Here is a 25,828-nt window from a genome sequence, read left to right on the forward strand (position 1 = left end):
AATATGGACTTAAAACGCTCTTGTAATCTGCATGCACATGAATGACGAACATCGGAAAGCCGTATGAGGGAAAACCTCACGTACGGTTTGATGAGGAGGGGCAGATTTCTCTGCCCTTTACTCTAGGGAAATGATGCGCAGCCATATCCTGTGGAAATCCGGGGTCTCCCCCGAAAGGAAAGTCTACCCATAGAACGATCCCAGAGGAAGGGTTAGACGCCGATCCAGCTTAGGCTGGATGCGGACGGAATAAGCTTCAGAGCATCACGTCACTACCCTGGAAATTACTCTTGGTACCCCATTTCCATTGTCTGTGGTGCCGCGTCGGCGGCATGGATGGCTTTTGGGGGATTTGTTCTTGCCGGGAACCATGCAACATTTCCAGATTCATCCACGTTATGGAAGATAGCGCCGCGTTCGGAGAAACCCGTACGGCAGCGCAATCGGAAATTTACAGGGGGAATGGGAATGCAATGGGACGGAAGCGGGGCGAAGAGGAGCAGCAAAAAGGGGACGGCATGGCGGCTGCGGCTGCCGTGCTGGGCGGCGGCGCTGGTGCTGGCTGCGGCCGTCAGCGGCTGCGGCGCGGCGGATTCGAACAAAAGCGCCGCGAGCACGGAATCGTTGGCGGTGCGGCAGTCCAGCGCCGCCGACGCCAAAAGCGCCGCGCCCGCAGCGGGAGCGACGTCTATGGCATCGGCCGATCAGGCGGGGGCTGCGCAGACAGAGAGCGGCGCCCGCCCGGCCGACAGCTTTGACGGCAATGCGGCTGCGGATGTCAATGCGCTCGACCGCAAAATTATTTATCAGGCGAGCTTGACCATGCAGGTGGAGCAGTACGAAGAAGCGAGCGGCAAAATCGAAGAGGCGGTCAAGCAAGCGGGGGGCTATGTGCTGCAGTTCGATCAGAATGAAACGGCTTACGAGAAATACGGCAATTTCGTCATCAAGGTTCCGGCAGGAGGATTCACTTCCCTGTTGACCCAGCTAGAGAAAATCCATTCCACTTCGCAGAAAAACGTCCGCGGCCAAGACGTCTCCGAGGAGTATGTGGACCTTGCCGCGAGACTAAAGGCGAAGCAGGTCGTGGAGAGCCGGCTGATCGCCTTTATGGAAAAGGCGACGAAAACCGACGAGCTGCTGGCGTTTTCCAATGAGCTGGGCAAAGTCCAGGAAGAAATCGAACGGATCAAGGGCAGAATGAGGTATTTGGACCAGAATGTGTCCTATTCGACCGTGGAGCTTCGGCTGTCGCAGAAAATCGGCTCCGCCGCGGTCATAGGGGCGCAGGATGGAGGGCCCTTAACGAAGAGAGCCGCAGAGGCTCTTCACGGCAGCGCCGCCATTTTGTCGGTAATCTTTCAGTGGATCGTCGTTGCCGCCGCCGCGCTGCTCCCGGTTCTGCTCGTTTTGGCGGTCATTGCCGTGCCCGTGTTTGCGGTCAGGCGCCGAAGACGCAAGAAACTGCTCGAAATCCGCGGCAAACTGTCGGAGGATAACGGGAAACGGGCGCGAACCAAGTCGGAACTGGAAGAACCGGATGAAAACCGAGAATGAAAATATTTTGAGAAATCCTGCGCTGTTGCAGGATTTTTTGTTTTGGTGGAGAAATGTAACTATACAAGTGGTGGAAAGTGGGGTAAAGTGGTGGAAAGGGGTGAGGGTAGGCATGTTCATGGGAGAATACCAGCACACCGTCGACGATAAGGGTCGCATGATCGTGCCGGCGAAATTTCGTGAATCCCTCGGGCCTTCCTTCATCATAACCCGCGGCTTGGACCAATGCTTGTTCGTTTACCCTAAGGAAGAGTGGAGCGTGCTGGAGCAGAAGCTGAAGGCGCTGCCCCTAATGAAATCGGATGCCCGCGCCTTTACCCGGTTTTTCTTTTCCGGGGCGACGGAATGCGAGCTGGACAAGCAGGGCAGAGTCAACTTGCCGAACAACCTCATCGAGCACGCCAAATTGGAAAAGGACTGCGTCGTCATCGGAGTTTCCAATCGGGTCGAGATTTGGAGCAAGCAAATGTGGGAATCCTATTCCCAACAATCGGAAGAGTCGTTTAACGAAATCGCCGAGAAGCTTGTTGACTTTAACTTTGATTTGTAAACCCCGAATGAACAACACAGGAGGCTATGCAGCATGTTTCATCACATCACCGTATTGAAAGAAGAGGCCGTAGAAGGCTTGCAAATAAAGCCGGATGGCGTTTACGTCGACTGTACGCTCGGAGGAGCGGGACACAGCTCCGAGATCGCTTCCCGTTTAGGTCCGAACGGCTTGCTCATCGCGTTCGACCAGGACGACGCGGCGCTTGCCAACGCCAAGATCAGGCTGGAACCCTATCAAGACAAGGTGCGGCTGATCCGCAGCAATTTCCGCGAGATCGAGGCGCAGCTGGGGACGGTCGAGCGGGCTGTCCGGGACGGGAAGCCGCAGGTAGACGGCATTTTATTCGACCTTGGCGTGTCGTCGCCGCAGCTGGATGAAGCCGATCGCGGCTTCAGCTACAATCATGACGCCGAGCTGGACATGCGGATGGATCGAACGGCCGATCTCACCGCCAAGGAGATTGTGAACGAATGGCCGGAGCAGGAGATCGCCCGCATTTTGTTCGAGTACGGCGAAGAGAAGTTCGCCCGCCGCATTGCGGCGAATATCGCAGCGGCACGCGCCAAAGGGCCGATCGAGACGACCGGCCAGCTTGTGGAGCTGATCAAGGAAGGCATCCCTGCGGCGGCGCGCCGCACCGGGCCGCATCCGGCGAAGCGAAGCTTTCAGGCGCTGCGCATCGCAGTCAACGATGAGCTGGGCGCGTTTGAGGAAGCGCTGGAACAGTCGATCCGCAGTCTTGCTCCGGGGGGGCGGGTAGCGGTCATTACGTTCCATTCATTAGAGGATCGCATCTGTAAGCAGACGTTCGCCAAATATGTTGAGCGCTGCACGTGCCCGCCGGATTTTCCGCTGTGCGTCTGCGGCAACAAAGGCATCGTGAAGCTGGTCAACCGCAAGCCTCTCGAAGCGGGCGCCGAGGAGCTCGAAGCGAACCCTCGCGCGCGTTCGGCGAAGCTGAGGATAGCCGAAAAGCTGTAATGTTACCGTTCGTTAGAAGTGCAACCATTTAGCTGCGTGCTGCAAAGGAGGAGAATCATACATATGCCTGCATACATTCATGGGAATTTGGCCGTCGAGCAAAAATCGGGTCAAAAGGTTAGCGTCAAGGAGACGAAAAAGGTCGTCTACCGCAATAAAACGCTTCCGGTTCAAGAGAAGCTGCTGTACCTGTTTACCGTTGTCGTCTGCGTTGTCGTTGCCAGCCTGATCATTTGGCGTTACGCCCAAATCTATGAAATGAATACGAAAATATTAAAGCTCGAGACGGAGATTCAAAAGCTGCAGGCCGAAAATAGCATTTTAAAGCATAAGATGGACGGATTGTCCAGTCCTGACCGGCTGAGACAGGAAGCGACCAAGATGGGTATGGTTCCGGCGAAGGACAATCAAATCAGCAAGGTAGCCAGACCGAATTCCGCAAGCCCGTCCGGCGCGACGGCCGCCAACCAGAGTAAACCGGAGTAATTCCGTAATATCTGACTGGGAGAGTGAACTATGAACAAAAGGGCGAAGCTGAGATCACTGCTTATCGGGGGGGTATTTACCCTCCTTTTTGTTGCTTTAGTGGGGAGATTGTATTGGGTTCAAATTATAGAGGGCAAGTGGCTGTTGGCCGAGGCCCAGAAAAAATGGGAGACGGAGGAAGTGCTCCGCCCGGTTCGCGGTACGATAACCGACCGTAACGACAAGGTGCTGGCGGAAGATGCCCCGGCTTATACCATCGCTTTAAATCCGGATATGATCCGCAAATACCATCTGGACTCGGCGGTAACTACAGGGCTTGCGTCCGTGCTGAACACATCCGACGATCCTGCGGATTTGGCGGCGCTGCAGGAGAAAATTCGTTCCAAAATTGTGAAAACCTATTCCGTACCTAATCCGCAGGTCGAAATTCGCAACGAAGGCTGGAAGATCGACGCCGAGGTTGCCGAGCAGATCAAGCAGATGGTGGAGGAATGGAAAAAACAGGCGGACGCGAGCAATATCGGCGTCTACCTGCTCAAGGATACGAAGCGCTTTTATCCCGGCGGCAAGATGGCGGCGCAGCTGCTGGGCTATAGCGATAAAGAAAACAAAGCGGTCATGGGGCTGGAGGCGATGCTGGACAGCGATCTGAAAGGCGTCCCCGGTTCATTGACCTACGAGAAGGATTTGAACGGTGTCGAATTGCCGGATTCCAAAGTATCCTTTGTCCCGGCCATCGACGGGAACAACGTTAGGCTAACGATCGATAAGAACATTCAATATTACATAGAAAGCGCGCTGGAGAAGGCGTACAACCAATGGCATCCGAAAAGCATGACGGCCATCGCCGCCGATCCGAATACGATGGAAATTCTCGGCATGGCAAGCTATCCCAACTTCAACCCGAACCAGTATTGGAATTCGAAGCCGCAGGACTTCCAGAACAATGCCGTGGCCTCGCAATACGAGCCGGGATCGACTTTCAAGCTGGTCACTTTGGCGGGAGCCGTGGAGGAAGGTATTTTTAATCCCAACGACTCGTACATGTCGGGCAGCATTAAAGTGCCGGGGAACATTTTGCACGACTATAATACGAGCTGGGGGCCGATTACTTACCTGGAGGGCTTGAAGCGTTCCAGTAACGTAGCCTTCGTTAAGCTCGGCTATGAGAAGCTCGGTAAAGACAAGCTTAAATCATATATCGACAAGTTCGGCTTCGGCGCGAAAACCGGCATCGACGTTCCGGGAGAAGTCGCCGGCATGGTCGCTATGAAAAATCCCGTCGAGTTTGCGACGGCGACCTACGGTCAAGGCTTGACGGCGACATCGATCCAGCAGACGGCGGCCTATGCGGCGATCGCCAACGGAGGCAAGCTGATGCAGCCCCATGTTGTAAAAGAAGTGTACAATCCGAAAACCAAGGAAGTGGTCCGCACGATCGAGCCGAAGGTCATCCGTCAAGTGGTGTCGGAAGCGACGGCCAAGCAGGTCAGCGAGTACTTGGAGACGGTCGTCAGCGACCAGAAAATCGGAACGGGGAAAAAAGCGGCGATCGAAGGCTACCGCGTCGCAGGAAAGACGGGAACGGCGAATAAAGTCGAGCCCGGTAAAAAAGGTTATGCCCCGGATAAATGGGTTATGTCTTTTATCGGCTACGCGCCGGTGGAAGCTCCGAAAATTCTCGTCACCATTATTGCCGACGAGCCTGACGTAGGCGGGGACTTCCATCTAGGCAGCGACGTCACGCTCCCGGCCTTCAAGGAAATCGTTTCGCAAACGCTGCGGTATATGGGAATTCCGTCTTCGGCGCAGCAGATGAAATCGGCGGAGAAGGAAATCAAGGTAATGATGCCCGATTTGGCGGGCATGACGATGGAGCAGGCCAAAATCGCGATGAACAAGTACGGCGTCTCGATTGAAGCGATCGGCAAAGGGACGAAGATTGTCGAGCAATCTCCCGCGCCAGGTACTGAAATCGGAGCGGCCGAACGAATCTATGTAACGATGCAGGGAAGCGATGACCTTACGATTCCCAATTTAACGGGCAAATCGCTCCGGGATGCGCTGGAAGTGTGTTCGTTCCTGAATGCGAAATGTCAGTCGACGGGTGAAGGTTATGTCGCTTCGCAGACCGTAGAGAGCGAAGGCGACGTCAAAATCGTCACGCTTCAGCTCAAGCCGTACAACGAGCTCTTGCAGACGCCGCCTCCGGCGGATTCGTCCGACGGCAAGAAGGATAAAGCGTCCGGCACCGCCAAATCGGGCGACTCGTCCAAGGCTCAGGATACGCCCGACAAAAAAGTTGTCCAACAAAACCGATAAGCTTGTTCTATCCCCCGGTTGTCCCGAATAGTCTGGATATGAAACAGTCTAGACTTACCTTCCGGGAGGGGATAGAACGGTCATGAGGGCATCGAACGTAACCGTACGTCGACGGCTATTCGCCGCTTTAATTGTAGGAACTATACTTTTTGTCGCTTTGATCGTGAGGCTCGGATATGTGCAAATTTGGCTCGGTCCCGAGCTGTCCGAAATGGCGGAAGATTCATGGCGCCGCAATATTCCTTTTGAGGCCAAAAGGGGAGAAATTTGGGACCGCAACGGCGTGCAGCTCGCCTACAATATCAGCTCCCCTACCATCTACGCGATTCCGGCGCAGATCAAGGATGCCAAGGCGACCGCAGCGCAGCTTGCTTCGGCGCTGCAAATTACGGAAGAATCCGTGCTGAAGCAAATTACGACGCGTCAATCCAGCGTCCGCATTCAGCCGGGAGGCCGCAAAATTACGCTGGAAAAAGCCCAAGAAATTCAGTCGCTCAACCTTCCGGGAATTGTCGTGGCCGAGGACAATAAACGATATTACCCGTTCGGAGGGCTGGCGGCTCATATTCTTGGGTTTACTGATATTTATAATAAGGGATTGACGGGCATAGAATTGATGTATAACAAATTGCTGACCGGCATGAGAGGCAGTATCTCTTATCTTGCAGACGCGGCCGGCCGGCAGATGCCGAACTCTTCGGACGAATACGTCAAGCCGAAAGACGGCATGAACTTGCAGCTGACGATCGACAATCATCTGCAGTCCGTGCTTGAGCGGGAGCTGGACCAGGCGATGGTCAAGTATCAAGCCAACGACGCCATTGCGATCATGATGGACCCGAACAACGGCGAGATCTTGGCGATGGGCTCTAGACCGGGGTTCGATCCCGGCAATTTCCGCCAGTATCCGAAGGAAAGCTACGACAGGAATTTGCCGATCTGGATGACCTACGAGCCCGGTTCCACCTTCAAAATCATTACGTTGGCCGCTGCGCTGGAGGAGAAGAAGGTATCGCTCACCGAACCGTTCTTCGATCCGGGTGCGATCGAAGTTGCGGGAGCCCGGCTGCGCTGCTGGAAGCGGGGCGGGCACGGCAGCGAGACATTCCTGCAAGTCGTCGAAAATTCCTGCAACCCGGGCTTCGTCGTGATGGGACAGCGGCTCGGCAAGGATACATTGTTCAACTATATTAACAATTTCGGCTTCGGCAAAAAAACGGGCATTGATCTGAACGGGGAGGAAAACGGGATTTTATTCAAACCGTCCAAGGTCGGTCCGGTGGAGCTGGCGACGACCTCCTTCGGTCAAGGCGTGTCGGTGACGCCGATTCAGCAAATTACCGCCGTATCGGCGGCGATCAACGGCGGCAAGCTGTTCAAGCCGCATGTCGCCAAAGCGTGGTACAGCCCGGAAACCGGGCAGCTTGTCGAGACCGAGAAGCCGGAGATGGTCCGCCAAGTCATTTCGGAGGCGACCTCCAAGCAGGTCAGAGAAACGCTGGAGAGCGTCGTGGCGAACGGCACGGGGCGCAACGCCTTCATCGAGGGCTACCGCGTAGGCGGCAAAACCGGTACGGCGCAGAAGGTCATTAACGGCAGATACTCGGCGAGCGAGCATATCGTTTCCTTCATCGGCTTCGCACCGGCGGATGACCCGAAAATCGTCGTTTACGCCGCTGTCGATAACCCGCAAGGCATTCAATTCGGGGGAGTGATCGCAGCTCCTTTGGTCAAGAACATCATGGCGGATGCGCTGCAGTATATGAACGTGCCTCAGCGCAAAGACCAGCTTGAGCGCAAGTACGTCTACGGCGATACGAAGACGGTCGTCGTGCCGAGCTTGGTCGGTATGAGCGTAACCGACATTTACGAGGATTTGAATTCCGATTTCCTTTTGGCGAAGTCGGGAGCAGGCAATTACGTCGTCAATCAGGTGCCCAAAGCGGGCGCGAAAGTGGAGCAAGGATCGACGATCCGGATCTATTTGTCCGACACCGCTCCGAATCCGGATTCTCAGAAATAACAATTTGCTGAAAATGAAAATTTGGGCTTTTCATCGGCGCTTTTTTTGTCCATAATAGATACCATGTGTAAAAAACGGAGGGGGACTCATGCAGCTTAAGGAACTGGCTTCTCAGCTAGCGGTCAGCCATATTTTGGGTGACGGGGAAACGGTGGTTACCGGTATTCAAACCGACTCGCGCAAAGTTCGGCCCGGCGATCTGTTCCTGTGCATTTCCGGCCTTGTCACGGACGGTCATCAATATGCGGCCAAAGCGGTGCAGGCGGGGGCCGCAGCATTGGTGGTCGAGCATGATGTCGATGTGGAAGTTCCGAAACTTGTAGTGAAGGATAGCCGGTATGCGATGGCGGTCATCGCCTGTCACTTCTACGGTTATCCGAGTCGAGAGATGAAAATGATCGGTGTGACCGGGACTAACGGCAAAACGACCAGCACGTACTTGATCGACGCTATTTTATCGGGTCAAGGCTTTCGCACCGGCTTGATGGGCACGATTCAGATGAAAATCGGTTCGCAAGTGACCGATATGGAACGAACGACGCTTGAAGCGGTCGACCTGCAGCGCCATCTTAGACAGATGGCGGATGTCGGAACGGATTATTGCATTATGGAAGTGTCGAGCCATGCGCTGGATTTGGGAAGAGTGAAGGGCTGCCGCTTCCGGACGGGGGTTTTTACCAATTTAACCCAGGATCATCTGGATTATCACGGAACGATGGAACGGTACCAGGCGGCCAAAGGCTTGCTGTTTTCGCGGCTCGGCAACGAATTCACCGGCCGCTCCGACGAGCGCCAGTTCGCGCTGCTGAACGCGGACGATCCGGCTTCGGCCGAATATGCCACACAGACGGCGGCGCAGGTCGTTACCTATGGGATCGACTCGGAAGCGGATGTGAGGGCGGAGCGGATTGAAATTTCGTCCAAAGGAACGCGGTTTCGCTGCGTGACGTTCAAAGGAACCGCCGATTTTCAGACGAAGCTGGTCGGCAAGTTTAATGTGTACAATTCGCTTGCTGCGATTGCGGCAGCATTGCTGGAAGGAATCGAGCTGGACGCCGTTAAGTTGAGCCTGGAGGCCGTTCATGCGGTAGACGGACGGCTGGAGGTCGTCGATGCGGGTCAGCCGTTCCTCGTTCTTGTCGATTACGCCCATACGCCGGACGGCTTGGACAACGCGCTGTCTACCGTCAAGCAATTTACCAAGGGACGCGTCTTATGCGTGTTCGGCTGCGGCGGAGACCGCGACCGCACGAAGCGTCCGCTCATGGGCAAGGTGACGGCGAAATACAGCGATTATTTGTACGTCACATCGGATAATCCGCGGACGGAAGATCCCGGACAAATTTTGCTCGATATCGTGACGGGGATCGAGCAGTCCGGAATGCCGGCCGAGCGCTACGAGCTGATTGCCGACCGCAGGGAAGCGATCGAAAAAGCCATTGCTCGGGCAACCCCTGACGATGTAGTATTGATTGCGGGGAAAGGGCATGAAGCGTATCAGGAGATCATGGGTGTGAAGCATGATTTTGACGATCGTCAGGTTGCCAAAGAAGCGATAAGGGGACGATTCCGTGATTAAACGAACTTTAGAACAAATAGCGGCTATGGCTGGAGGCGCCTTGACGGCCGGAGCGGAGAGCCTTACGGTCCACGGGGTTTCCAAAGATACGCGGACGCTGCAGGAAGGCAATCTGTACGTGCCGCTCATCGGCGAATCGTTCGACGGGCATCAGTTTGTGGAGGACGCCGCAGCCAAAGGAGCGGTCGCTTCCCTGTGGCAGAAGGATCGTCATCCGCGACCAGCGGACATTCCGCTCATTGTGGTCGACGACACGCTTGAGGCGCTGCAGCGGCTCGCCAAAGCGTACCGCTTGGAGCTGCCCGTGCGAATTGTAGGTATTACGGGCAGCAACGGGAAGACGACGACGAAGGATATGACGGCCTCGGTACTAGGCTCTTCCTTTCAAGTGCACAAAACATTAGGCAACTACAATAATCATATCGGCCTTCCGCTGACGCTGCTGCAGCTTGACGAGAATACGGAAATCACCGTTTTGGAGATGGGTATGAGCGGGCGCGGCGAAATCCGTTTTTTATCCGAGCTTGCCGAGCCTGAGCTGGTGATCATTACCAATATCGGCGAAGCCCATCTCTTGCAGCTCGGCAGCCGGGAAGAAATCGCCCGGGCGAAGACGGAAATACTGGCCGGGCTGCAAGAGGACGGCACGTTGATCTACAACGGCGACGAGCCGCTGATCGAGCAGGTGCTCCCGGAGCTTGCGCAGGGCGGCATGAAGGCGAGCCGCTACCATCGCGTGCGATTCGGAGCAAAGGAAGATAATGATTTGTACCCGATCGACGTTCGTATGGATCAGTCGGGAACTCATTTCGGCATCCGGCGGTTTGACGGTGTTTCCTTTTATATTCCGCTGCTTGGCTTTCACAATGTCGTTAACGCTTTGGCGGCGGTTGCAGCCGGCATTCATTTCGGCATACCGGCGGCAGTTATCGCCGAAGGGCTGAAGCAAAGCGTGATGACGGGCATGCGCATCGAAATGCTGAAGGCTCCCTCGGGCCTGACGATTCTTAACGATGCGTACAACGCAAGCCCTACGTCGATGAATGCGGCCTTATCGCTGCTGCAGGAGCTGCAGGGCTATAAGCGGAAAGCCGTCGTTCTGGGCGATATGCTGGAGCTTGGGGAGCAGGAAGCGGAGTTTCACCGTGAGATCGGACGATTGCTGGACCCTAAACGGATTGATCGCGTGTACGTGTTCGGGGCGCTGGCGCGGCATATTGCCGAGGAAGCGGCGCGGACATATTCGCCCGGACATGTGCTCGTTTTCAACGACAAAAGCAGGCTGGCCCAGGCGGTCGCTTCCTTCGTCGGACCCGAGGACGTCGTTCTGGTCAAAGGCTCAAGAGGCATGAAGCTGGAGCAGGTCGTCTCGCTGCTGCAGCAGTTATAGCGGCAATACAATCAAATAGGCTTATGAAGTAACTTTCCTTCGGAAAGTTCTAAAGCAGATGCTTACGAAGTCAACTTTCCTTCGGAAAGTTTTTAGGGGGACTTAATCGTGGATTTTAAAGTGGTCATGATCACATTGGGGGCGGCGTTTCTGCTCGCCGTCATAATGGGGCCATTATGCATACCTATACTTAGAAGACTTAAATTCGGCCAACAAATCCGCACGGACGGACCGCAAGGGCATCTCAAGAAGGCGGGCACGCCGACGATGGGCGGAACGATCATTCTTCTGGCGCTGGCGCTGGCGGTGCTGCGCTTTGCCGATAAGAGCATGGAGATGGTCATCCTGCTGATCGCGTCTTTAGGTTACGGTCTGGTAGGCTTCCTGGACGATTATATCAAAATTTTCCTGAAACGCTCGCTCGGTCTGACAGCCAAACAAAAGCTGCTCGGTCAGCTGATCGTTTCGGTCATCGTCTGTATTTTGCTGGCCAAAATCGGGCACAGCACCGACGTGCGCATTCCTTTTATCGATTATACGATTCCCATGGGATGGCTTTATTATCCATTTGTTATCGTCATGATGCTCGGCACGTCCAATGCGGTTAATTTCACCGACGGCCTCGACGGTTTGCTGGCCGGAACGAGCGCGGTCGCGTTCGGCGCCTACGCCATCATCGCGTTGAACAACACGCAGCCGGATGTGGCCGTATTCTCGGCTGCGATGGTCGGAGCCGTGCTGGGATTTCTCGTCTTTAACGCACACCCGGCCAAAGTGTTTATGGGGGATACCGGTTCGCTCGGCATTGGCGGCGGGCTGGCGGTCGTCGCGATACTGACCAAGGCCGAAATTTTGCTGGTGCTGATCGGAGGCGTTTTCGTAGTGGAAGTGCTGTCCGTCATCATTCAAGTCGTTTCATTTAAAACAAGAGGCAAACGGGTATTTAAAATGAGCCCGATCCATCACCATTTTGAGCTGGTCGGCTGGTCCGAATGGCGCGTCGTCATTACGTTCTGGGCGACAGGCATCGTGCTTGCGGGAATCGGACTTTATCTGAATGAGGTGTTGTAGCATATGAACCATCCGCGATCGTATCGAAACGAACAAGTAGTCATTCTCGGCTTGGCTCGCAGCGGAGTCGCTGTAGCCAAGCTCTTTCACGAACTGGGCGCTATTGTCACGGTAAATGATAAAAAAGAACGGAACCTATGCCCCGAGGCCGATGAACTTACGGCTCTGGGTATTTCTGTTATTTGCGGCAGTCATCCGTCCGGGCTCATTCACGAAGGCGTGAAGCTGGTTGTCAAAAATCCCGGCATCCCTTATACTATTGAACCTATCGTTCGTGCGCTCGAGCTTGGCATCGAGATCGTTACGGAGGTGGAGGTAGCTTATCACGTATGTCAGGCGCCGATGATTTGCATTACCGGCTCCAACGGCAAAACGACGACGACGACATGGATCGGCCTAATGCTGGAAGAAGCGGGAATGAAGCCGATCGTAGCCGGCAATATCGGGCGCGCGCTGACCGAGGCCGCTCTGGAGGCGGGAGAGGACAACACCATGGTCGTTGAATTAAGCAGCTTCCAGCTAAAAGGTACATGCGATTTCAAACCGCAGATCGCCTGCCTGCTCAATGTATACGAAACGCATTTGGACTACCATGGCACGATGGACGATTATATCGCCTCCAAGGCCAAGCTGTTAGCTAATCAGGGCCCGGAAGACACCGCTGTGTTGAACTGGGACAAACCTGTCTGCCGCCAAATCGCCGAGACCGCGAAGGCGCAGGTGCTGCCCTTCTCGATTATGGAGGAGCTCGATTACGGCGTTTTCGTGCGGCCGTCTTTTGCCGACGACGTTCCCTCTGAGCAGAGACAGATCGTGTACCGCGACAAATCCGGGGAAGATCATCTGATCGTTCCGGTGAAGGAGCTCGGCATCCCGGCTTCGTTCAATGTGGAGAACGCGCTGGCCGCCGTATGCGCCGCCTTGACGGCGGGAGCGCCTATCGAACCGATCGCTCGCGCGCTCAAGCAATTTCGCGGGGTGGAGCATCGCCTCGAGCATGTCGCGACCAAAGACGGCGTGCAATTCTATAACGATTCCAAGGCGACCAATGCAGTCGCTACCATCAAAACGATAGAGTCGTTCGAGCAGAACGTTGTACTGATCGCCGGCGGTCTGGACCGCGGTTCGGATTACATGGAGCTGCTGCCCGTATTTAAAGACAGAGTCAAGGGGCTCGTCGCCATCGGTCAAACGAAAGAGAAAATAACTAATGTTGCCAAGCTCGCAGGCATGAGTCTCGTAAAAACGGTCGATACTGCTAACAATGTGCAGGATACGGTAAGCGAGGCGGTTCGCGAAGCTTTCCGCATGGCCGAGGCGGGAGACGTCGTTCTTCTGTCGCCGGCGTGCGCCAGCTGGGACATGTTTCCTTCCTATGAGGAAAGGGGAAGCATGTTTAGGCAGTCCGTGCATAACCTTTAAGAGGGGGGCATACAAGCCTACCCTACCATTTTGCGAGGTAAGAGGTGGCGCGTATGGCAAAAGCACGTTCTGCTCCAGATGTGACAATGTTGGTTTGTACCTTGATGCTGCTAGTCATCGGCGTAGTGATGGTTTACAGTGCCAGCGCCGTACTGGCGTTTCATGAATTTGGGGACTGGTACTATTATTTGAAGCGGCAGTTTCTGTTCGCCGTACTCGGCGTCGTGGCGATGGTTTTTACGATGAACGTAGATTATTGGGTTTGGAAAAAATACGCCAAGATCGGCCTCATCGTCTGCTTTGTCCTGCTATTGATCGTGCTGATTCCCGGCATCGGCGTCGTGCGGGGCGGGGCCCGGAGCTGGCTCGGCATCGGATCGTTCGGCATTCAGCCGTCGGAGTTCATGAAGATGGGAATGATCTTGTTCCTCTCCAAGCTGCTGTCCGAACGGCAAAAGCAAATTACGCTGTTTACCCAAGGGCTGATGCCGCCTCTGGGGCTTGTGGGCCTTGCCTTCGGCCTCATCATGCTGCAGCCCGATCTGGGAACCGGGGCGGTGCTGGTCGGGGCGTCGCTGTTGATCATCTATACGGCGGGGGCGCGCCTCATGCACTTGTCGTATCTTGGCATGGTTGGAGTAGCCGGCTTCGTCGGGCTCATCATTGCGGCGCCTTACCGGTTGAAGCGGATCACCGCTTTCCTGGACCCGTGGCAGGACCCGCTTGGAGCGGGCTACCAGTCGATCCAGTCGCTCTACGCGATCGGGCCGGGCGGCCTGGTCGGTCTCGGCCTCGGCATGAGCCGGCAAAAGTACAGCTATTTGCCGGAGCCGCAAACGGATTTTATTTTTTCCATTATCGCCGAGGAGCTCGGGTTTATCGGGGGCTCTTTCGTTCTTATTTTATTTATGGTGCTGGTATGGCGCGGGATGCGCACGGCGATTACGGCGCCGGATACGTTCGGGAGCCTGCTTGCGACCGGCATCGTCGGCATGATCGCCGTACAGGTCGTCATTAACATCGGCGTCGTCATAGGCATGTTTCCCGTCACCGGCATTACGCTGCCGCTCATTAGCGCGGGCGGGTCCTCGCTTACGTTAATGCTGACATCGATAGGAATTTTATTAAATATTTCCCGTTACGCGAGGTGAACGGCTTGAAAACCATCGTCTTTACAGGAGGCGGTTCGGCAGGGCACGTGACTCCTAACCTGGCTATCATAGCGAAATTGAAACAGCTCGGTTGGGATATTCAATATATCGGCTCCAAAGAAGGCATCGAAAAAGAAATTATCCAGCATGCAGGCATTCCTTTCCATCATATTTCCTCCGGCAAGCTGCGCAGATATTTTGATCTGAAAAACATCAAGGACCCGTTTAAGGTCGTTAAAGGAATCGGCGAAGCTTACTTGCTGCTTAGACGGCTGAAACCTTCCATCGTATTCTCTAAAGGCGGCTTCGTCTCGGTGCCCGTCATCATCGCCAGCTGGCTGAACCGGATTCCCGTCATCAGCCATGAATCCGACATGACGCCGGGGCTGGCCAATAAAATATCGATACCATTCGTTCAGCGCATTTGCGTCAATTTTCCGGAATCGCTGCAGCATATCAAAGGCGGCAAAGGCATCTGCACGGGCCTGCCGATACGCGAGCAGATTCTCCGGGGAAAAGCTTCCAAAGGGCTTGAACTGTGCGATTTTCACAAGCAAAAGCCGGTTCTGCTCGTGATGGGCGGAAGTTTGGGCGCGCAGAAAATCAACGCCGCCGTCCGCGAATCGCTGGGTACGCTGCTCGAACGTTATCAAATCGTTCATATTTGCGGCAAAGGCCAGTTGGACGAGTCGCTGACGAAGCGGAGAGGGTATCGTCAGTTCGAATATGTCAATGAAGAGCTGGCCGATTTGCTCGCCATGTCGGATCTTGTGGTGTCCCGCGCAGGGGCGACCTCGATTTTCGAATTTTTGGCTCTGGGCAAGCCGATGCTGCTCATCCCGCTGACCCGGCAGGCAAGCCGAGGGGATCAGCTGCTCAATGCGGCTTCGTTCGAGAAAAAGGGCTACGCCCGCGTGCTGTTTGAAGAACAGCTCTCCGTCGATACGCTCGTTAGCGGCGTGAACGCCGTGTATGACGGGCGCAGCGAGATGGCGGCGAACATCCGCGCCAATGAGCAGGCCGGCGCCACAGCGGCGATTATCGAGCTGATCCAAGCTAGCAGCTTGAAGTGACGAGTCTCCTTTTGAAGAAACTGTCTGGGCTATTGTCACACTATTTCCGATCTTACATAAACTACACTATAACCGTGACAGACACCCGAGCTTATGAAGGTACACCGACAGCTCCTTAAGCTGTCCGCTTGAAAAGAAACGCATCGCGCGCATTCAGGCGAAAAGCAGCTGGCGTAACGGTACCGGAAGCCGGTCGTTCTGTGAAGGAGGTTTTCCCATTGCAACAGGTCATTGCGCAATTGCTTAGCGGGGCATACGGAACATGTCGTCCGGATGTGCCGCTCGCGCCTTATACCACTTGGAAGATCGGCGGTCCGGCCGATGCGCTGCTGATCCCGCAAAGCAAAGAGCAGCTTGTCGAAGCCGTCAAGCTACTGTATCGGCATCAGACGCCTTGGACCGTCATCGGGCGCGGCTCCAATATGCTGGTCACCGATAAAGGGATACGAGGCATCGTACTCAAGCTTGGCCCCGCGCTGGAAACGCTGAGGATAGAGGGCGAGGAGGTTCATGCCGGAGGCGCTTATTCATTTATGAAGCTGTCCCGCATGGCCAGCAAGGAGGGATTGACCGGATTGGAGTTCGCCGGAGGCATTCCGGGAACGGTGGGAGGCGCCGTCTACATGAACGCCGGAGCTCACGGGTCCGATGTGTCACGCATACTGTTAAGAGCTGAGGTGCTGCTCCCGACAGGAGAATTGGTGACGATGCAGCAGGCTGATTTGGAGTACGCCTACAGGCATTCCGTATTGCAGAAGCGGCCGGGAATCGTAACGGAGGCCGTATTCAAGCTGCAATTCGGCGACAGAAACGAGATAGCCGGAGCGATGGCCGCTTATCAGGACCGCCGCCAAAAGACCCAGCCGCTCCAACTGCCCTGCGCAGGAAGCGTCTTTCGCAATCCGGAAGGAGGCTTTGCCGCGAAGCTGGTGGAGGAAGCGGGCTTGAAAGGTTTCAAAGTCGGAGGAGCCGAGGTTTCAACTCTGCACGCCAATTTCATTGTCAACACCGGGCAAGCGACAGCTCAAGATGTGCTCACCCTCATTGAACAAGTACAGCGGATCATTTGGGAGAAAAAAGGGATCCGTCTTGTTCCCGAAGTATTGGTGGTGGGGGAGCGGTAAATCGGAGGTGGGACTTTGGAAAAGTTGGTTATCGAAGGTGGGAGACCTCTATCGGGAGCCATCAAAATTCACGGAGCGAAAAATGCCGCGCTGCCGATCATGGCGGCTTGTATGATGGCGGAAGGAACCGCCATGATTCGCAATGTGCCCGATCTATCGGATATCGAAGTCATGCTGGACATTCTGAAGGCTCTTGGCTGCCGGACCGATTATCATCAGGATACGGTAACGATCAATACGTCCACGGCTCATTCGCACCATATTCCGGAAAGCTTGATGAGCCAGATGAGATCCTCCATCTTCTTGATGGGGCCGTTATTGGCGCGCTTCGGCAAGGTTCAAGTCTACCAGCCGGGCGGATGCGCCATAGGAGAGAGAAAAATAGATTTACATCTCAGCGGACTTACCGCGCTCGGGGCGCAAATCGAAGAGGCCGGCAACACGATCGTTTGTACGGCTAAGGAACTGCGGGGCGCAGAGATTGTGCTTGATTTTCCAAGCGTGGGCGCAACGGAAAATATCATGATGGCCGCAACGATGGCCAAAGGTCTTACTACGATATCGAACGCCGCCAGAGAGCCGGAAATACAAGATTTGCAGAACTTCCTGAATGCGATGGGGGCTAACATTATTGGAGCGGGCACCGATACGATCACGATCGAGGGCGTAACGGAATTGACTCCATGTACTTATCGCATCATTCCGGACCGTATCGTCGCAGGAACGATGATGATCGCAGCGGCGGTCACAAGGGGCAACATCACGCTTGAAAACGTATGTCCCGCGCATTTGACATCGGCCATTCACGTGCTCAAGCGCGCAGGTGTTCAAATTGCGATTAACGGTGATATAATGAATGTGAGCTGTCTGACGAGGCCGAGGGCCGTCGAACGCATCGTCACCTCGCCGCATCCGTCGTTTCCTACCGATCTGCAATCGCAAATTATGGTACTGCTCTCTCTGGCCGACGGGCTCAGCATTTTGAAAGAAACGGTGTTTGAAGGCAGATTCAAGCACGTCGACGAGCTGTCCCGCATGGGAGCCGATATCCGCCTCGATTTGAATTCGGCCTTCGTCAAAGGGGTGCCGAGGCTGTACGGAGCGACCGTAGAAGCTACCGATCTGCGCGCCGGAGCTGCGCTGGTCATCGCGGGCCTGGCTGCCCAAGGAACGACCGTGATCGAGCAAATCCACCATATCGACCGGGGCTACGACCGAATAGAGCAGATGCTGTCGCGGCTCGGCGCAAGCATCCATCGCGTCACACCGGTTCCCAGCGAATAAGCACTTTTGAAATATTATACGAATTCCTTTTGACCATTGCCGCTGAATGATCCCCTCTTTTTTAGACGGGGATGTCGGCGGTTTACATAGTTTTCGCTTACGAAGTAGGCTTTCTTCCAGAAAGCCCTTAGGAGGGACAACCTTGCATACAGAAGAAAGATTGCCCGTCATCAAGAAGCCCAAAAAACGATCCCGAGGCAGCAAAAGGCTGCTGTTCCTGCTATTTCTTTTTTTCATCACGCTGCTGTGCATTCTATTCTTCCAATCGTCCTTAAGTAAAATATCCGAGATTCAGGTCGATGGGCAGGAATTGCTGACGGCCGAAGCGATACAGGGGGCTTCAGGCGTCAATGCGGGCGACCACTTTTTTTCCGTATCTTCCTCCGCCATCGAGCAGAAGGTTAAGTCGTTGAAAATGGTAGAATCGGTGGAAGCGACGAAGCATTTTCCGGGCGTCATTCACATTCAGGTCAAGGAATATCCGAGAGTGGCCTATCAATTCGGAGATGCCAACCAGCCCGAGGCGATCCTTGCGGACGGCAGCGTCGTTCCTGTCGGCGGCGACATCAATTTCGTGATGGACAAGCCCATTTTGACCGGCTGGGGGGCCAGTCCCGAGCTGAAGAACAAGCTGTGCCAGGCGCTCGCCTCGACCTCGCCGTCGGCGCTTACGGATATATCCGAGATCAAGCCCGATCCTTCGGAATCGTATCCCGACAAGATCAAAATGTATACGAGATCGCAGTTCGAAGTCATTACGACGATCGGATATTTGCCCGAAAAGCTCAAATACTTGGATACGTATATCGCCGATCTGAAGGAAAACAAGATCAGCACGGGCGTGCTGAAGCTGCTGGAGGCGGACACGCACGCTCCGTTCGACACGGATGCGGGCAAAGCGGCCGGAAAAGACGGCAAAGATGCCAAAAGCAGCGCGGGCCAAGACGGCAGGACGGACAAAAAGACAACAACAACACCGACGCCAACGCCAACGCCGCCGGCTTCAGGCAATAACGCCGATTCGAAAAAAGAGTCCGACAATGCGCCGGCAGGCAAAGACACGAAAACATCTGATAAAGAAACGGGGCGAAATTGATACAAACACACTACTCAATCTTTGGAAATAATGATAGAATTGAGTTTATGGTATATTTGGCTACAAGTTTATTGAAAAAAGTTTGTGAAAAAAGAGGGAAAACCCTAACCGTGTGGAATAAGTACAGAAGCTTTCTTTTTCATCGAAGCTTATATCTAATACAAGACATAGGAGGTGCCACAGGTTGAGCAGCAATGACATCATTGTTAGTTTGGACATCGGTACATCCAAAGTTCGTGCTATTATTGGGGAAGTCGTTAACGGCGCCATTAATATAATAGGGGTTGGATCTGCCGACTCGGAAGGTATTCGCAAGGGAGCCATTGTCGATATCGATCAAACCGTACAGTCGATTCGCAACGCGATAGATCATGCGGAACGAATGGTCGGTATTCAAATAGCAGAGGTTTACGTTGGAATTTCCGGGAATCATATTGCTTTGCAATCTAGCCATGGCGTAGTAGCCGTTTCCAATGAGGATCGCGAAATCGGGGATGAAGATATCGAGCGGGTTATTCAAGCCGCTAAAGTGATACCTTTGGCTCCGGAGAGAGAAATCATTGGCGTGGTACCGAATCAATATTTAGTGGACGGTTTGGATGAAATTCACGATCCGCGCAGCATGATCGGCGTTCGGCTGGAAGTCGAAGCGACGATTATTACAGGAGCAAAAACGGCAATACATAACCTGCTGAGGGTAGTCGAGAAGGCGGGAGTGAAGGTGGGCGGCTTGATCTTGATGTCGCTTGCGGCCGGCCATTTATGTCTGTCCAAAGACGAGAAACAGGTCGGGACCGTGCTGGTCGATATCGGGGCCGGGCAAACGACGATCGCCGTATTCGAGCAAAATAATCTGGTCGCCACTTCGACGATTCCGATCGGCGGGGAATACGTGACGAACGATATTTCCATCGGCCTTCGTACTCAGGTGGACATTGCCGAGAAGATCAAGCTGAAATTTGGATGTGCTGTTATCGAACATGCGGCTGAAGATCAAGTATTCAAGGTGAATCGGATCGGAAGCAATGTAGATAAGGAATTTTCGCAAGTGGATCTGGCCAATATCGTAGAACCCCGCGTGCAGGAAATTTTTCATTTGATTCATCTTGAGGTGCAGCGCCTAGGTTATTCGGGACTTCCGGGAGGATACGTCCTCACGGGTGGAACCGTTTCAATGCCTGGCATGCTGGCTGTCGCTCAAGCTGAGTTAGCTACATCTGTCAGAATTGCCGTGCCTGATTTCATCGGGGTACGTGACCCGTCTTATACTAGTGGGGTTGGGATTATTCAATACGCTTCTAAGTACTTGAAATCTGCGAAGCCAATGGGTGCCGTAAGAAAATCCGTTTCCAATCCCAAAAAATCAACCGTTGCCAGCGAGCAGAAGCCCTCGGCTATGGAACGATTCAAAAATTGGTTGAGCGAGTTTATTTAAAGGTGCGCCTGACTTATGAAGCTTAATGAGGGGGAAAATGAAGGCTATGTTTGAATTTGATATGGACATGGATAGTTTAGCTAAAATAAAAGTAATCGGTGCCGGCGGCGGCGGCAGCAATGCGGTCAACCGAATGATCGACAATGGAGTGAAGGGCGTAGAGTTTATTACCGTCAATACGGACGCCCAGGCGCTTCACTTGTCCAAATCGGACCAAAAAATGCAAATCGGCGATAAGCTGACCCGCGGATTAGGGGCGGGCGCGAATCCAGAGGTAGGCAAGAAAGCCGCCGAAGAATCCAGAGAACTGATTTTCAATACGCTTAAGGGCGCGGATATGGTGTTCGTCACTGCGGGCATGGGCGGCGGGACAGGTTAACTTTCAGCACCAGTGATTACAATGCTGGCACCTCTATGCGGAGCGCTGACGGTCGGCGTCGTAACGAGACCCTTTACGTTCGAAGGACGGAAGCGCGCGATGCAGGCGGAGCAAGGGATTGCAGCGCTCAAGGAGAAGGTCGATACGCTGATCGTCATTCCGAACGACCGCTTGCTGGAAATCGTAGATAAGAAAACTCCGATGCTCGAAGCGTTCCGCGTAGCGGATAACGTGCTTCGCCAAGGCGTTCAAGGGATTTCCGACTTGATCGCCGTTCCCGGTCTCATTAACTTGGACTTTGCCGACGTGAAAACGATCATGACCGAGCGCGGCTCCGCATTGATGGGCATCGGTGTAGCGACAGGCGAGAACAGAGCGGCGGAAGCCGCCAAGAAGGCGATTCAAAGCCCCCTTCTCGAAACTTCCATCGACGGCGCGCGCGGCGTACTGATGAACATTACGGGAGGAGCGAATCTTTCCTTGTATGAGGTGAATGAAGCTGCAGATATCGTGGCGTCCGCTTCGGATTTGGAAGTGAACATGATCTTCGGCGCCGTCATCGACGAGAGATTTAAAGACGAAATTCAAGTAACGGTTATTGCGACCGGGTTTGAGAACAAGCCGGAAGCGCCGCCTCAATCGCGCAGACCGATGGGCGGAACGACGAGCTCCTCGGAAACGGCGTCGAGCGAAAGCCGCGTCAATAATCTGCGTCCGTTCGGAGGAGGCCAAACCTCCAACGATCAACTGGACATTCCGACCTTCCTGCGTAACCGCGGAAGAAGCAATTTCGATAAATAAGCCGTACGGCCTATAAACTCCTTGATCCTGAACCAGCGGATTCAAGGGGTTTTTTCGTTATGGGCGATAATGAAAATTTTTCATAGTAATGTATTGACATTTATCATGAGAATGATTATCATTTACATGTATTTGATACTGATAATCATTATCATAAAAAGATGAGCTTATATTTTCGGGAGGAATGGACATGTCGAAGATTATTATGGTTTTTGCCAGCATGACGGGAAATACGGAGGATATGGCCGACGCGATCGCCGAGGGCGTGCAAGAAGCCGGTGCAGAGCTTGACCAGAAAAATGTGATCGATGTCAATGCCGGCGTGCTTGAAGAATATGAAGGCATTTTGCTGGGTGCATATACATGGGGGGACGGGGATCTGCCGGACGAGTTTCTCGACTTCTACGAAGAGATGGACGATCTGGATCTGAGCGGCAAGAAGGCCGCCGTATTCGGTTCCTGCGATTCCTCTTATTCCGAGTACGGAGCTGCGGTCGATACGCTGATCGCCAAGCTGCAGGAACGCGGAGCCGAAGTCGTGCTGGACGGGCTGAAGGTCGAGCTGTCGCCGTCGCAGGACGAGAAGGAAACTTGCAAACAGTTCGGAGTCCAATTCGTTGGACATTTGGGATCATAATAAACATTCCGCATGGGGGGCTGAGGCCTCCCTTTTTTTCGTTACAGCCTCGCGCGTTGTCGGGCCATTTTCGTCTGCTGCAAAATTCCCGCCGCCGGCGCGCGCATGATATGACAAAAATAGTGACGTCTAATCGGCAAGTTTAGACAGACTTTGGAATAAGCTTACTATATACTTGTCTCATTCGCTGGAAACTGGCGGCGGGCAACGGCTGCATGCGGGAGGTCGGGAAGATGATTGTGTATATCGATATCATTTTCCTCGTGAACCTGCTTATCGACGCGGCGCTGCTGCTTGTCACGGCCAAATCCAGGCGGCTTTCCTTTCGGTGGTGGAGACTGCTCTTATCCGCTTGCATCGGAGCCGCATACGTTGTATTCCTGTTTTTTCCGCCGCTATCGTTTCTGTATACGTTCGCCGTTAAATTCATCTTATCTCTGATCATGCTTCTGACAGCGTTCGGATACGGAGGAGTGCAGCACTTTTGGCGGAATGTGGGCGCTTTTTACATTATTAATTTTGTGGCCGCCGGAGCGGTCGTAGGAGTGCATTATTTCTGGATGTCGTCCGGCGAGGTGATAAACGGCATTTTATTTACGCAATCGGGCGGAGTGGAGCACAGGCTGCAAATCGGGTTGTTGTTTCTCGCAGCCGTCCTGTGCTTCGCTTTCTGGCTGTACCGTCATGTGCAGCAAACTGCGAAAAAGAAAGAGGAAATGACCGCTTTCTTTGCCCAAGTAGACGTGCATATCGATCAGTTCGAGTCGAGCTGCACCGGACTTATCGATACGGGCAACCAGCTGTACGACCCTTTGACGAAAACTCCGGTTATGGTTATGGAGCTATCGCAATGGGGCGAGAAAATACCCGAGGCTTGGAGGAAGCGGATTGAACGGGCGGAGGTCGATCAGATCGTGACGGCGATCGGCACCGATGAGTTCGAGTGGCAGGACCGGCTGCGGCTCGTCCCTTACCGCGGAGTGAACCGCAGCACGCAATTTATGCTGGCGATTAAACCGGACCGCGTCGTCATCACGCATAATAACCGCCGGATTGAAGCGATGAAGGTGCTGATCGGGTTGGACGGAGGCAAGCTAAGCGCCGATAATGCTTATCAGGCTATCATACATCCTCATCTGCTGGAAAGCTCTTAGGGCCCGGTCCTGCGACATCTGACAAGCCGATAAAAGGAAATCCGAAGGAAACCAACCGCAATATGCTAAGGAGGAAAAACGAACATGCTCTTGAAACTGAAGCTCATTCTGCAAATCTATTATTTCCGTCTTTTGCTGTTTCTCGGGATTAAAGGGGAGGAAATCTATTATATAGGCGGGAGCGAAGCCCTTCCTCCACCGCTTACACGCGAAGAGGAAGAATACTTGCTGGAGAAGCTTCCTTCAGGAGATGCCGCGATCCGCGCCATGCTCATTGAGCGCAATTTGCGTCTGGTCGTCTATATCGCGCGCAAGTTCGAAAATACCGGCATTAACATCGAGGATCTCGTATCGATCGGGGCGATCGGATTGATCAAGGCGGTCAATACGTTCGACCCCGAAAAAAAGATCAAGCTCGCGACCTATGCCTCGCGCTGTATCGAAAACGAGATTTTGATGTATTTGCGCCGCAACAGCAAAATTCGTACGGAGGTTTCCTTCGACGAACCGCTCAATATCGATTGGGACGGCAACGAGCTGCTGCTGTCCGACGTGCTCGGGACGGAGAACGATACGATCTACCGCAATATCGAGGAGCAGGTAGATCGCAAGCTGCTGCATAAAGCGCTCGACAAGCTGTCCGAGAGAGAGAGGACGATTATGGAGCTGCGTTTCGGGCTGCAGGACGGGGAAGAGAAGACGCAGAAGGATGTGGCCGACATGCTGGGCATTTCCCAATCGTACATATCCCGGCTGGAGAAGCGCATTATTAAACGGCTGCGCAAGGAATTCAATAAAATGGTTTAAACTGGAAAAAATATTTTTTATGTTTCTTGAAAGCGAATCCGTGCTTGTTCTGATTGGTTTCGCTCTTCTTTACGACCCTTCCGGCGACGGAGCAGAGGGAAGGGGGACGCATAAAAACGATGCCTGAGGAGATAATTAACAGTAATGTTTCTCCTTGGGAGGTAATCACGGTGACCCGAAACAAAGTCGAGATTTGCGGTGTAGATACTGCAAAGCTACCTGTTCTTACCAACGCGGAAATGCGTGAATTATTCGTTCAGCTGCAATCCAATAATGAACGAACGGCAAGAGAGAAATTGGTCAACGGCAATTTGCGCTTAGTGCTCAGCGTCATACAGCGCTTCAACAATCGCGGCGAATATGTAGACGATTTGTTTCAAGTTGGATGTATCGGACTGATGAAGGCGATCGATAACTTTGACTTAAGCCAAAATGTAAAATTTTCTACCTATGCTGTGCCGATGATCATCGGAGAAATTCGCCGTTACTTGCGCGACAACAATCCGATACGGGTATCCCGCTCGCTGCGCGACATCGCCTACAAGGCGCTGCAGGTTCGCGACAGTCTGACGAATCAAAATTCCCGCGAACCGACGATCTATGAAATCTCGGAGGCGCTGAACGTGCCTAAAGAAGATGTCGTATTCGCGCTGGATGCGATTCAGGACCCGGTTTCTTTGTTCGAGCCGATTTACCACGACGGCGGCGATCCGATCTATGTCATGGATCAAATCAGCGACGACCGGAACAAAGACGTTTCCTGGATCGAAGGCATTGCGCTCAGAGAGGCGATGCGGAAGCTGAACGACCGGGAAAAAATGATTTTATCGATGCGCTTTTTCGACGGCAAGACGCAGATGGAAGTGGCGGACGAAATCGGCATTTCGCAGGCCCAAGTATCGCGGCTGGAGAAATCGGCCATTTCGCAAATGCAGAAGCATGTGAAAAACTGACCGCGGCATATTAAGCTACAGGCTATTTATAACATGCGGACCTGACTCCGTTATCCGGAGCGCAGGTCTTTTTTTTGTCGCAGTCGAAAAGAGGAGGCGTTCGGTCAGGCGTTATTTTTGCAGCGAAATGGACATTTTGCCGGGCGCCCACATATAGTATGTATAGAGGCTGGTATCCCGGTCCATAATCCATGAGAATACGTGGTGGTTGCAGCGTGAAAATATCAGATTTTCAAACCAAGGACGTAATCAATATAGTGGACGGCAAAAAACTCGGGCAAATTAGCGATTTGGAGCTCGACCTCCGCCAAGGGCGCATCGAATCGATCGTAGTGCCGAACAATAGCCGGTTCTTCGGTTTGTTCGGCGGGACAACCGATGTGGTGATTCCATGGAAGAACATCGTTAAGATCGGAATGGATGTCGTTTTGGTGAAGCTCGATGATGTCCGCAGCTTCCGGCAGCAGGAGGAAGTGGATACGACGTACGAATACAATCGGCAGTATCGTGGATAGCAGCTCCGCTCTTCCTGCAGCTCGGGCAGAGCGGT

The 25,828-nt window shown here is 53.8% G+C and carries 21 protein-coding genes and 1 pseudogene; all 22 read left to right on the plus strand.

The annotated features are described in order from the left end of the window. Positions 1-468: 468 nt before the first annotated feature. The 22 genes and pseudogenes from N0M98_RS03780 to N0M98_RS03885 all read left to right on the plus strand — a co-directional run bounded on the left by N0M98_RS03780 (position 469) and on the right by N0M98_RS03885 (position 25,793). On the plus strand, positions 469-1,557 hold the full coding sequence (locus N0M98_RS03780) for a DUF4349 domain-containing protein (RefSeq protein ID WP_259617005.1): 1,089 nt from the start codon (positions 469-471) through the stop codon (positions 1,555-1,557). A 112-nt stretch (positions 1,558-1,669) separates the two neighbouring features. Beyond that, positions 1,670-2,107 (plus strand): division/cell wall cluster transcriptional repressor MraZ, encoded by a 438-nt coding sequence (gene mraZ / locus N0M98_RS03785; protein WP_249866502.1) that lies wholly within the window; start codon positions 1,670-1,672, stop codon positions 2,105-2,107. A 33-nt stretch (positions 2,108-2,140) separates the two neighbouring features. Further along, positions 2,141-3,091: a 16S rRNA (cytosine(1402)-N(4))-methyltransferase RsmH gene (rsmH, locus tag N0M98_RS03790; protein WP_259617006.1), complete on the plus strand. Its 951-nt coding sequence runs from the start codon at positions 2,141-2,143 to the stop codon at positions 3,089-3,091. A gap of 63 nt (positions 3,092-3,154) precedes the next feature. Continuing rightward, positions 3,155-3,577 carry a cell division protein FtsL gene (gene ftsL, locus N0M98_RS03795; RefSeq protein WP_249862543.1) on the plus strand — a complete coding sequence of 141 codons (423 nt, stop codon included), beginning with the start codon at positions 3,155-3,157 and terminating at the stop codon, positions 3,575-3,577. 30 nt (positions 3,578-3,607) lie between these two features. Continuing rightward, on the plus strand, positions 3,608-5,899 hold the full coding sequence (locus N0M98_RS03800; RefSeq protein ID WP_259617007.1) for a penicillin-binding transpeptidase domain-containing protein: 2,292 nt from the start codon (positions 3,608-3,610) through the stop codon (positions 5,897-5,899). Positions 5,900-5,981: 82 nt separating this feature from the next. Then, positions 5,982-7,922, plus strand: a complete 1,941-nt coding sequence (locus N0M98_RS03805) for a stage V sporulation protein D (protein ID WP_249862545.1) — start codon at positions 5,982-5,984, stop codon at positions 7,920-7,922. An 88-nt stretch (positions 7,923-8,010) separates the two neighbouring features. Next, a complete protein-coding gene (locus tag N0M98_RS03810) occupies positions 8,011-9,501 on the plus strand; it encodes a UDP-N-acetylmuramoyl-L-alanyl-D-glutamate--2,6-diaminopimelate ligase (RefSeq protein WP_259617008.1) in 1,491 nt (496 codons plus the stop codon). Continuing rightward, positions 9,494-10,891: a UDP-N-acetylmuramoyl-tripeptide--D-alanyl-D-alanine ligase gene (locus N0M98_RS03815; protein ID WP_259617009.1), complete on the plus strand. Its 1,398-nt coding sequence runs from the start codon at positions 9,494-9,496 to the stop codon at positions 10,889-10,891. Before N0M98_RS03810 ends, N0M98_RS03815 begins: the two co-directional genes overlap by 8 nt. Before the next feature lie 108 nt (positions 10,892-10,999). Beyond that, positions 11,000-11,962, plus strand: a complete 963-nt coding sequence (gene mraY, locus N0M98_RS03820) for a phospho-N-acetylmuramoyl-pentapeptide-transferase (protein WP_249862548.1) — start codon at positions 11,000-11,002, stop codon at positions 11,960-11,962. A 3-nt stretch (positions 11,963-11,965) separates the two neighbouring features. Beyond that, on the plus strand, positions 11,966-13,384 hold the full coding sequence (murD, locus tag N0M98_RS03825; protein ID WP_259617010.1) for a UDP-N-acetylmuramoyl-L-alanine--D-glutamate ligase: 1,419 nt from the start codon (positions 11,966-11,968) through the stop codon (positions 13,382-13,384). A 53-nt stretch (positions 13,385-13,437) separates the two neighbouring features. Continuing rightward, positions 13,438-14,535, plus strand: coding sequence for a stage V sporulation protein E (spoVE, locus tag N0M98_RS03830; protein WP_259617011.1), 1,098 nt, complete (start codon positions 13,438-13,440; stop codon positions 14,533-14,535). A gap of 5 nt (positions 14,536-14,540) precedes the next feature. Then, entirely contained in the window at positions 14,541-15,608 is a 1,068-nt protein-coding gene (gene murG / locus N0M98_RS03835; RefSeq protein WP_249866503.1) for an undecaprenyldiphospho-muramoylpentapeptide beta-N-acetylglucosaminyltransferase, read from the plus strand. A gap of 218 nt (positions 15,609-15,826) precedes the next feature. Beyond that, positions 15,827-16,732 (plus strand): UDP-N-acetylmuramate dehydrogenase, encoded by a 906-nt coding sequence (gene murB, locus N0M98_RS03840; RefSeq protein ID WP_259617012.1) that lies wholly within the window; start codon positions 15,827-15,829, stop codon positions 16,730-16,732. Positions 16,733-16,747: 15 nt separating this feature from the next. Beyond that, complete coding sequence (murA, locus tag N0M98_RS03845) at positions 16,748-18,016, plus strand: UDP-N-acetylglucosamine 1-carboxyvinyltransferase (RefSeq protein WP_249862552.1); 1,269 nt, start codon at positions 16,748-16,750, stop codon at positions 18,014-18,016. Between the two features lie 142 nt (positions 18,017-18,158). After that, complete coding sequence (locus tag N0M98_RS03850) at positions 18,159-19,112, plus strand: cell division protein FtsQ/DivIB (protein ID WP_259617013.1); 954 nt, start codon at positions 18,159-18,161, stop codon at positions 19,110-19,112. Between the two features lie 184 nt (positions 19,113-19,296). Continuing rightward, positions 19,297-20,547 carry a cell division protein FtsA gene (gene ftsA / locus N0M98_RS03855; RefSeq protein ID WP_249862554.1) on the plus strand — a complete coding sequence of 417 codons (1,251 nt, stop codon included), beginning with the start codon at positions 19,297-19,299 and terminating at the stop codon, positions 20,545-20,547. Between the two features lie 46 nt (positions 20,548-20,593). Further along, a pseudogene (gene ftsZ / locus N0M98_RS03860) lies at positions 20,594-21,727 on the plus strand (cell division protein FtsZ). A 190-nt stretch (positions 21,728-21,917) separates the two neighbouring features. Further along, on the plus strand, positions 21,918-22,364 hold the full coding sequence (locus N0M98_RS03865; protein WP_249862556.1) for a flavodoxin: 447 nt from the start codon (positions 21,918-21,920) through the stop codon (positions 22,362-22,364). A 233-nt stretch (positions 22,365-22,597) separates the two neighbouring features. Next, a complete protein-coding gene (gene spoIIGA / locus N0M98_RS03870; RefSeq protein ID WP_249862557.1) occupies positions 22,598-23,518 on the plus strand; it encodes a sigma-E processing peptidase SpoIIGA in 921 nt (306 codons plus the stop codon). An 84-nt stretch (positions 23,519-23,602) separates the two neighbouring features. After that, positions 23,603-24,325: an RNA polymerase sporulation sigma factor SigE gene (sigE, locus tag N0M98_RS03875; protein ID WP_249862558.1), complete on the plus strand. Its 723-nt coding sequence runs from the start codon at positions 23,603-23,605 to the stop codon at positions 24,323-24,325. Between the two features lie 170 nt (positions 24,326-24,495). After that, positions 24,496-25,278, plus strand: coding sequence for an RNA polymerase sporulation sigma factor SigG (gene sigG, locus N0M98_RS03880; protein WP_249862559.1), 783 nt, complete (start codon positions 24,496-24,498; stop codon positions 25,276-25,278). A 215-nt stretch (positions 25,279-25,493) separates the two neighbouring features. Next, complete coding sequence (locus N0M98_RS03885; RefSeq protein WP_249862560.1) at positions 25,494-25,793, plus strand: YlmC/YmxH family sporulation protein; 300 nt, start codon at positions 25,494-25,496, stop codon at positions 25,791-25,793. Positions 25,794-25,828: the final 35 nt, after the last annotated feature.

This window comes from Paenibacillus doosanensis, from assembly GCF_025060755.1.
In the GTDB taxonomy this organism is placed as follows: domain Bacteria; phylum Bacillota; class Bacilli; order Paenibacillales; family NBRC-103111; genus Paenibacillus_S; species Paenibacillus_S doosanensis.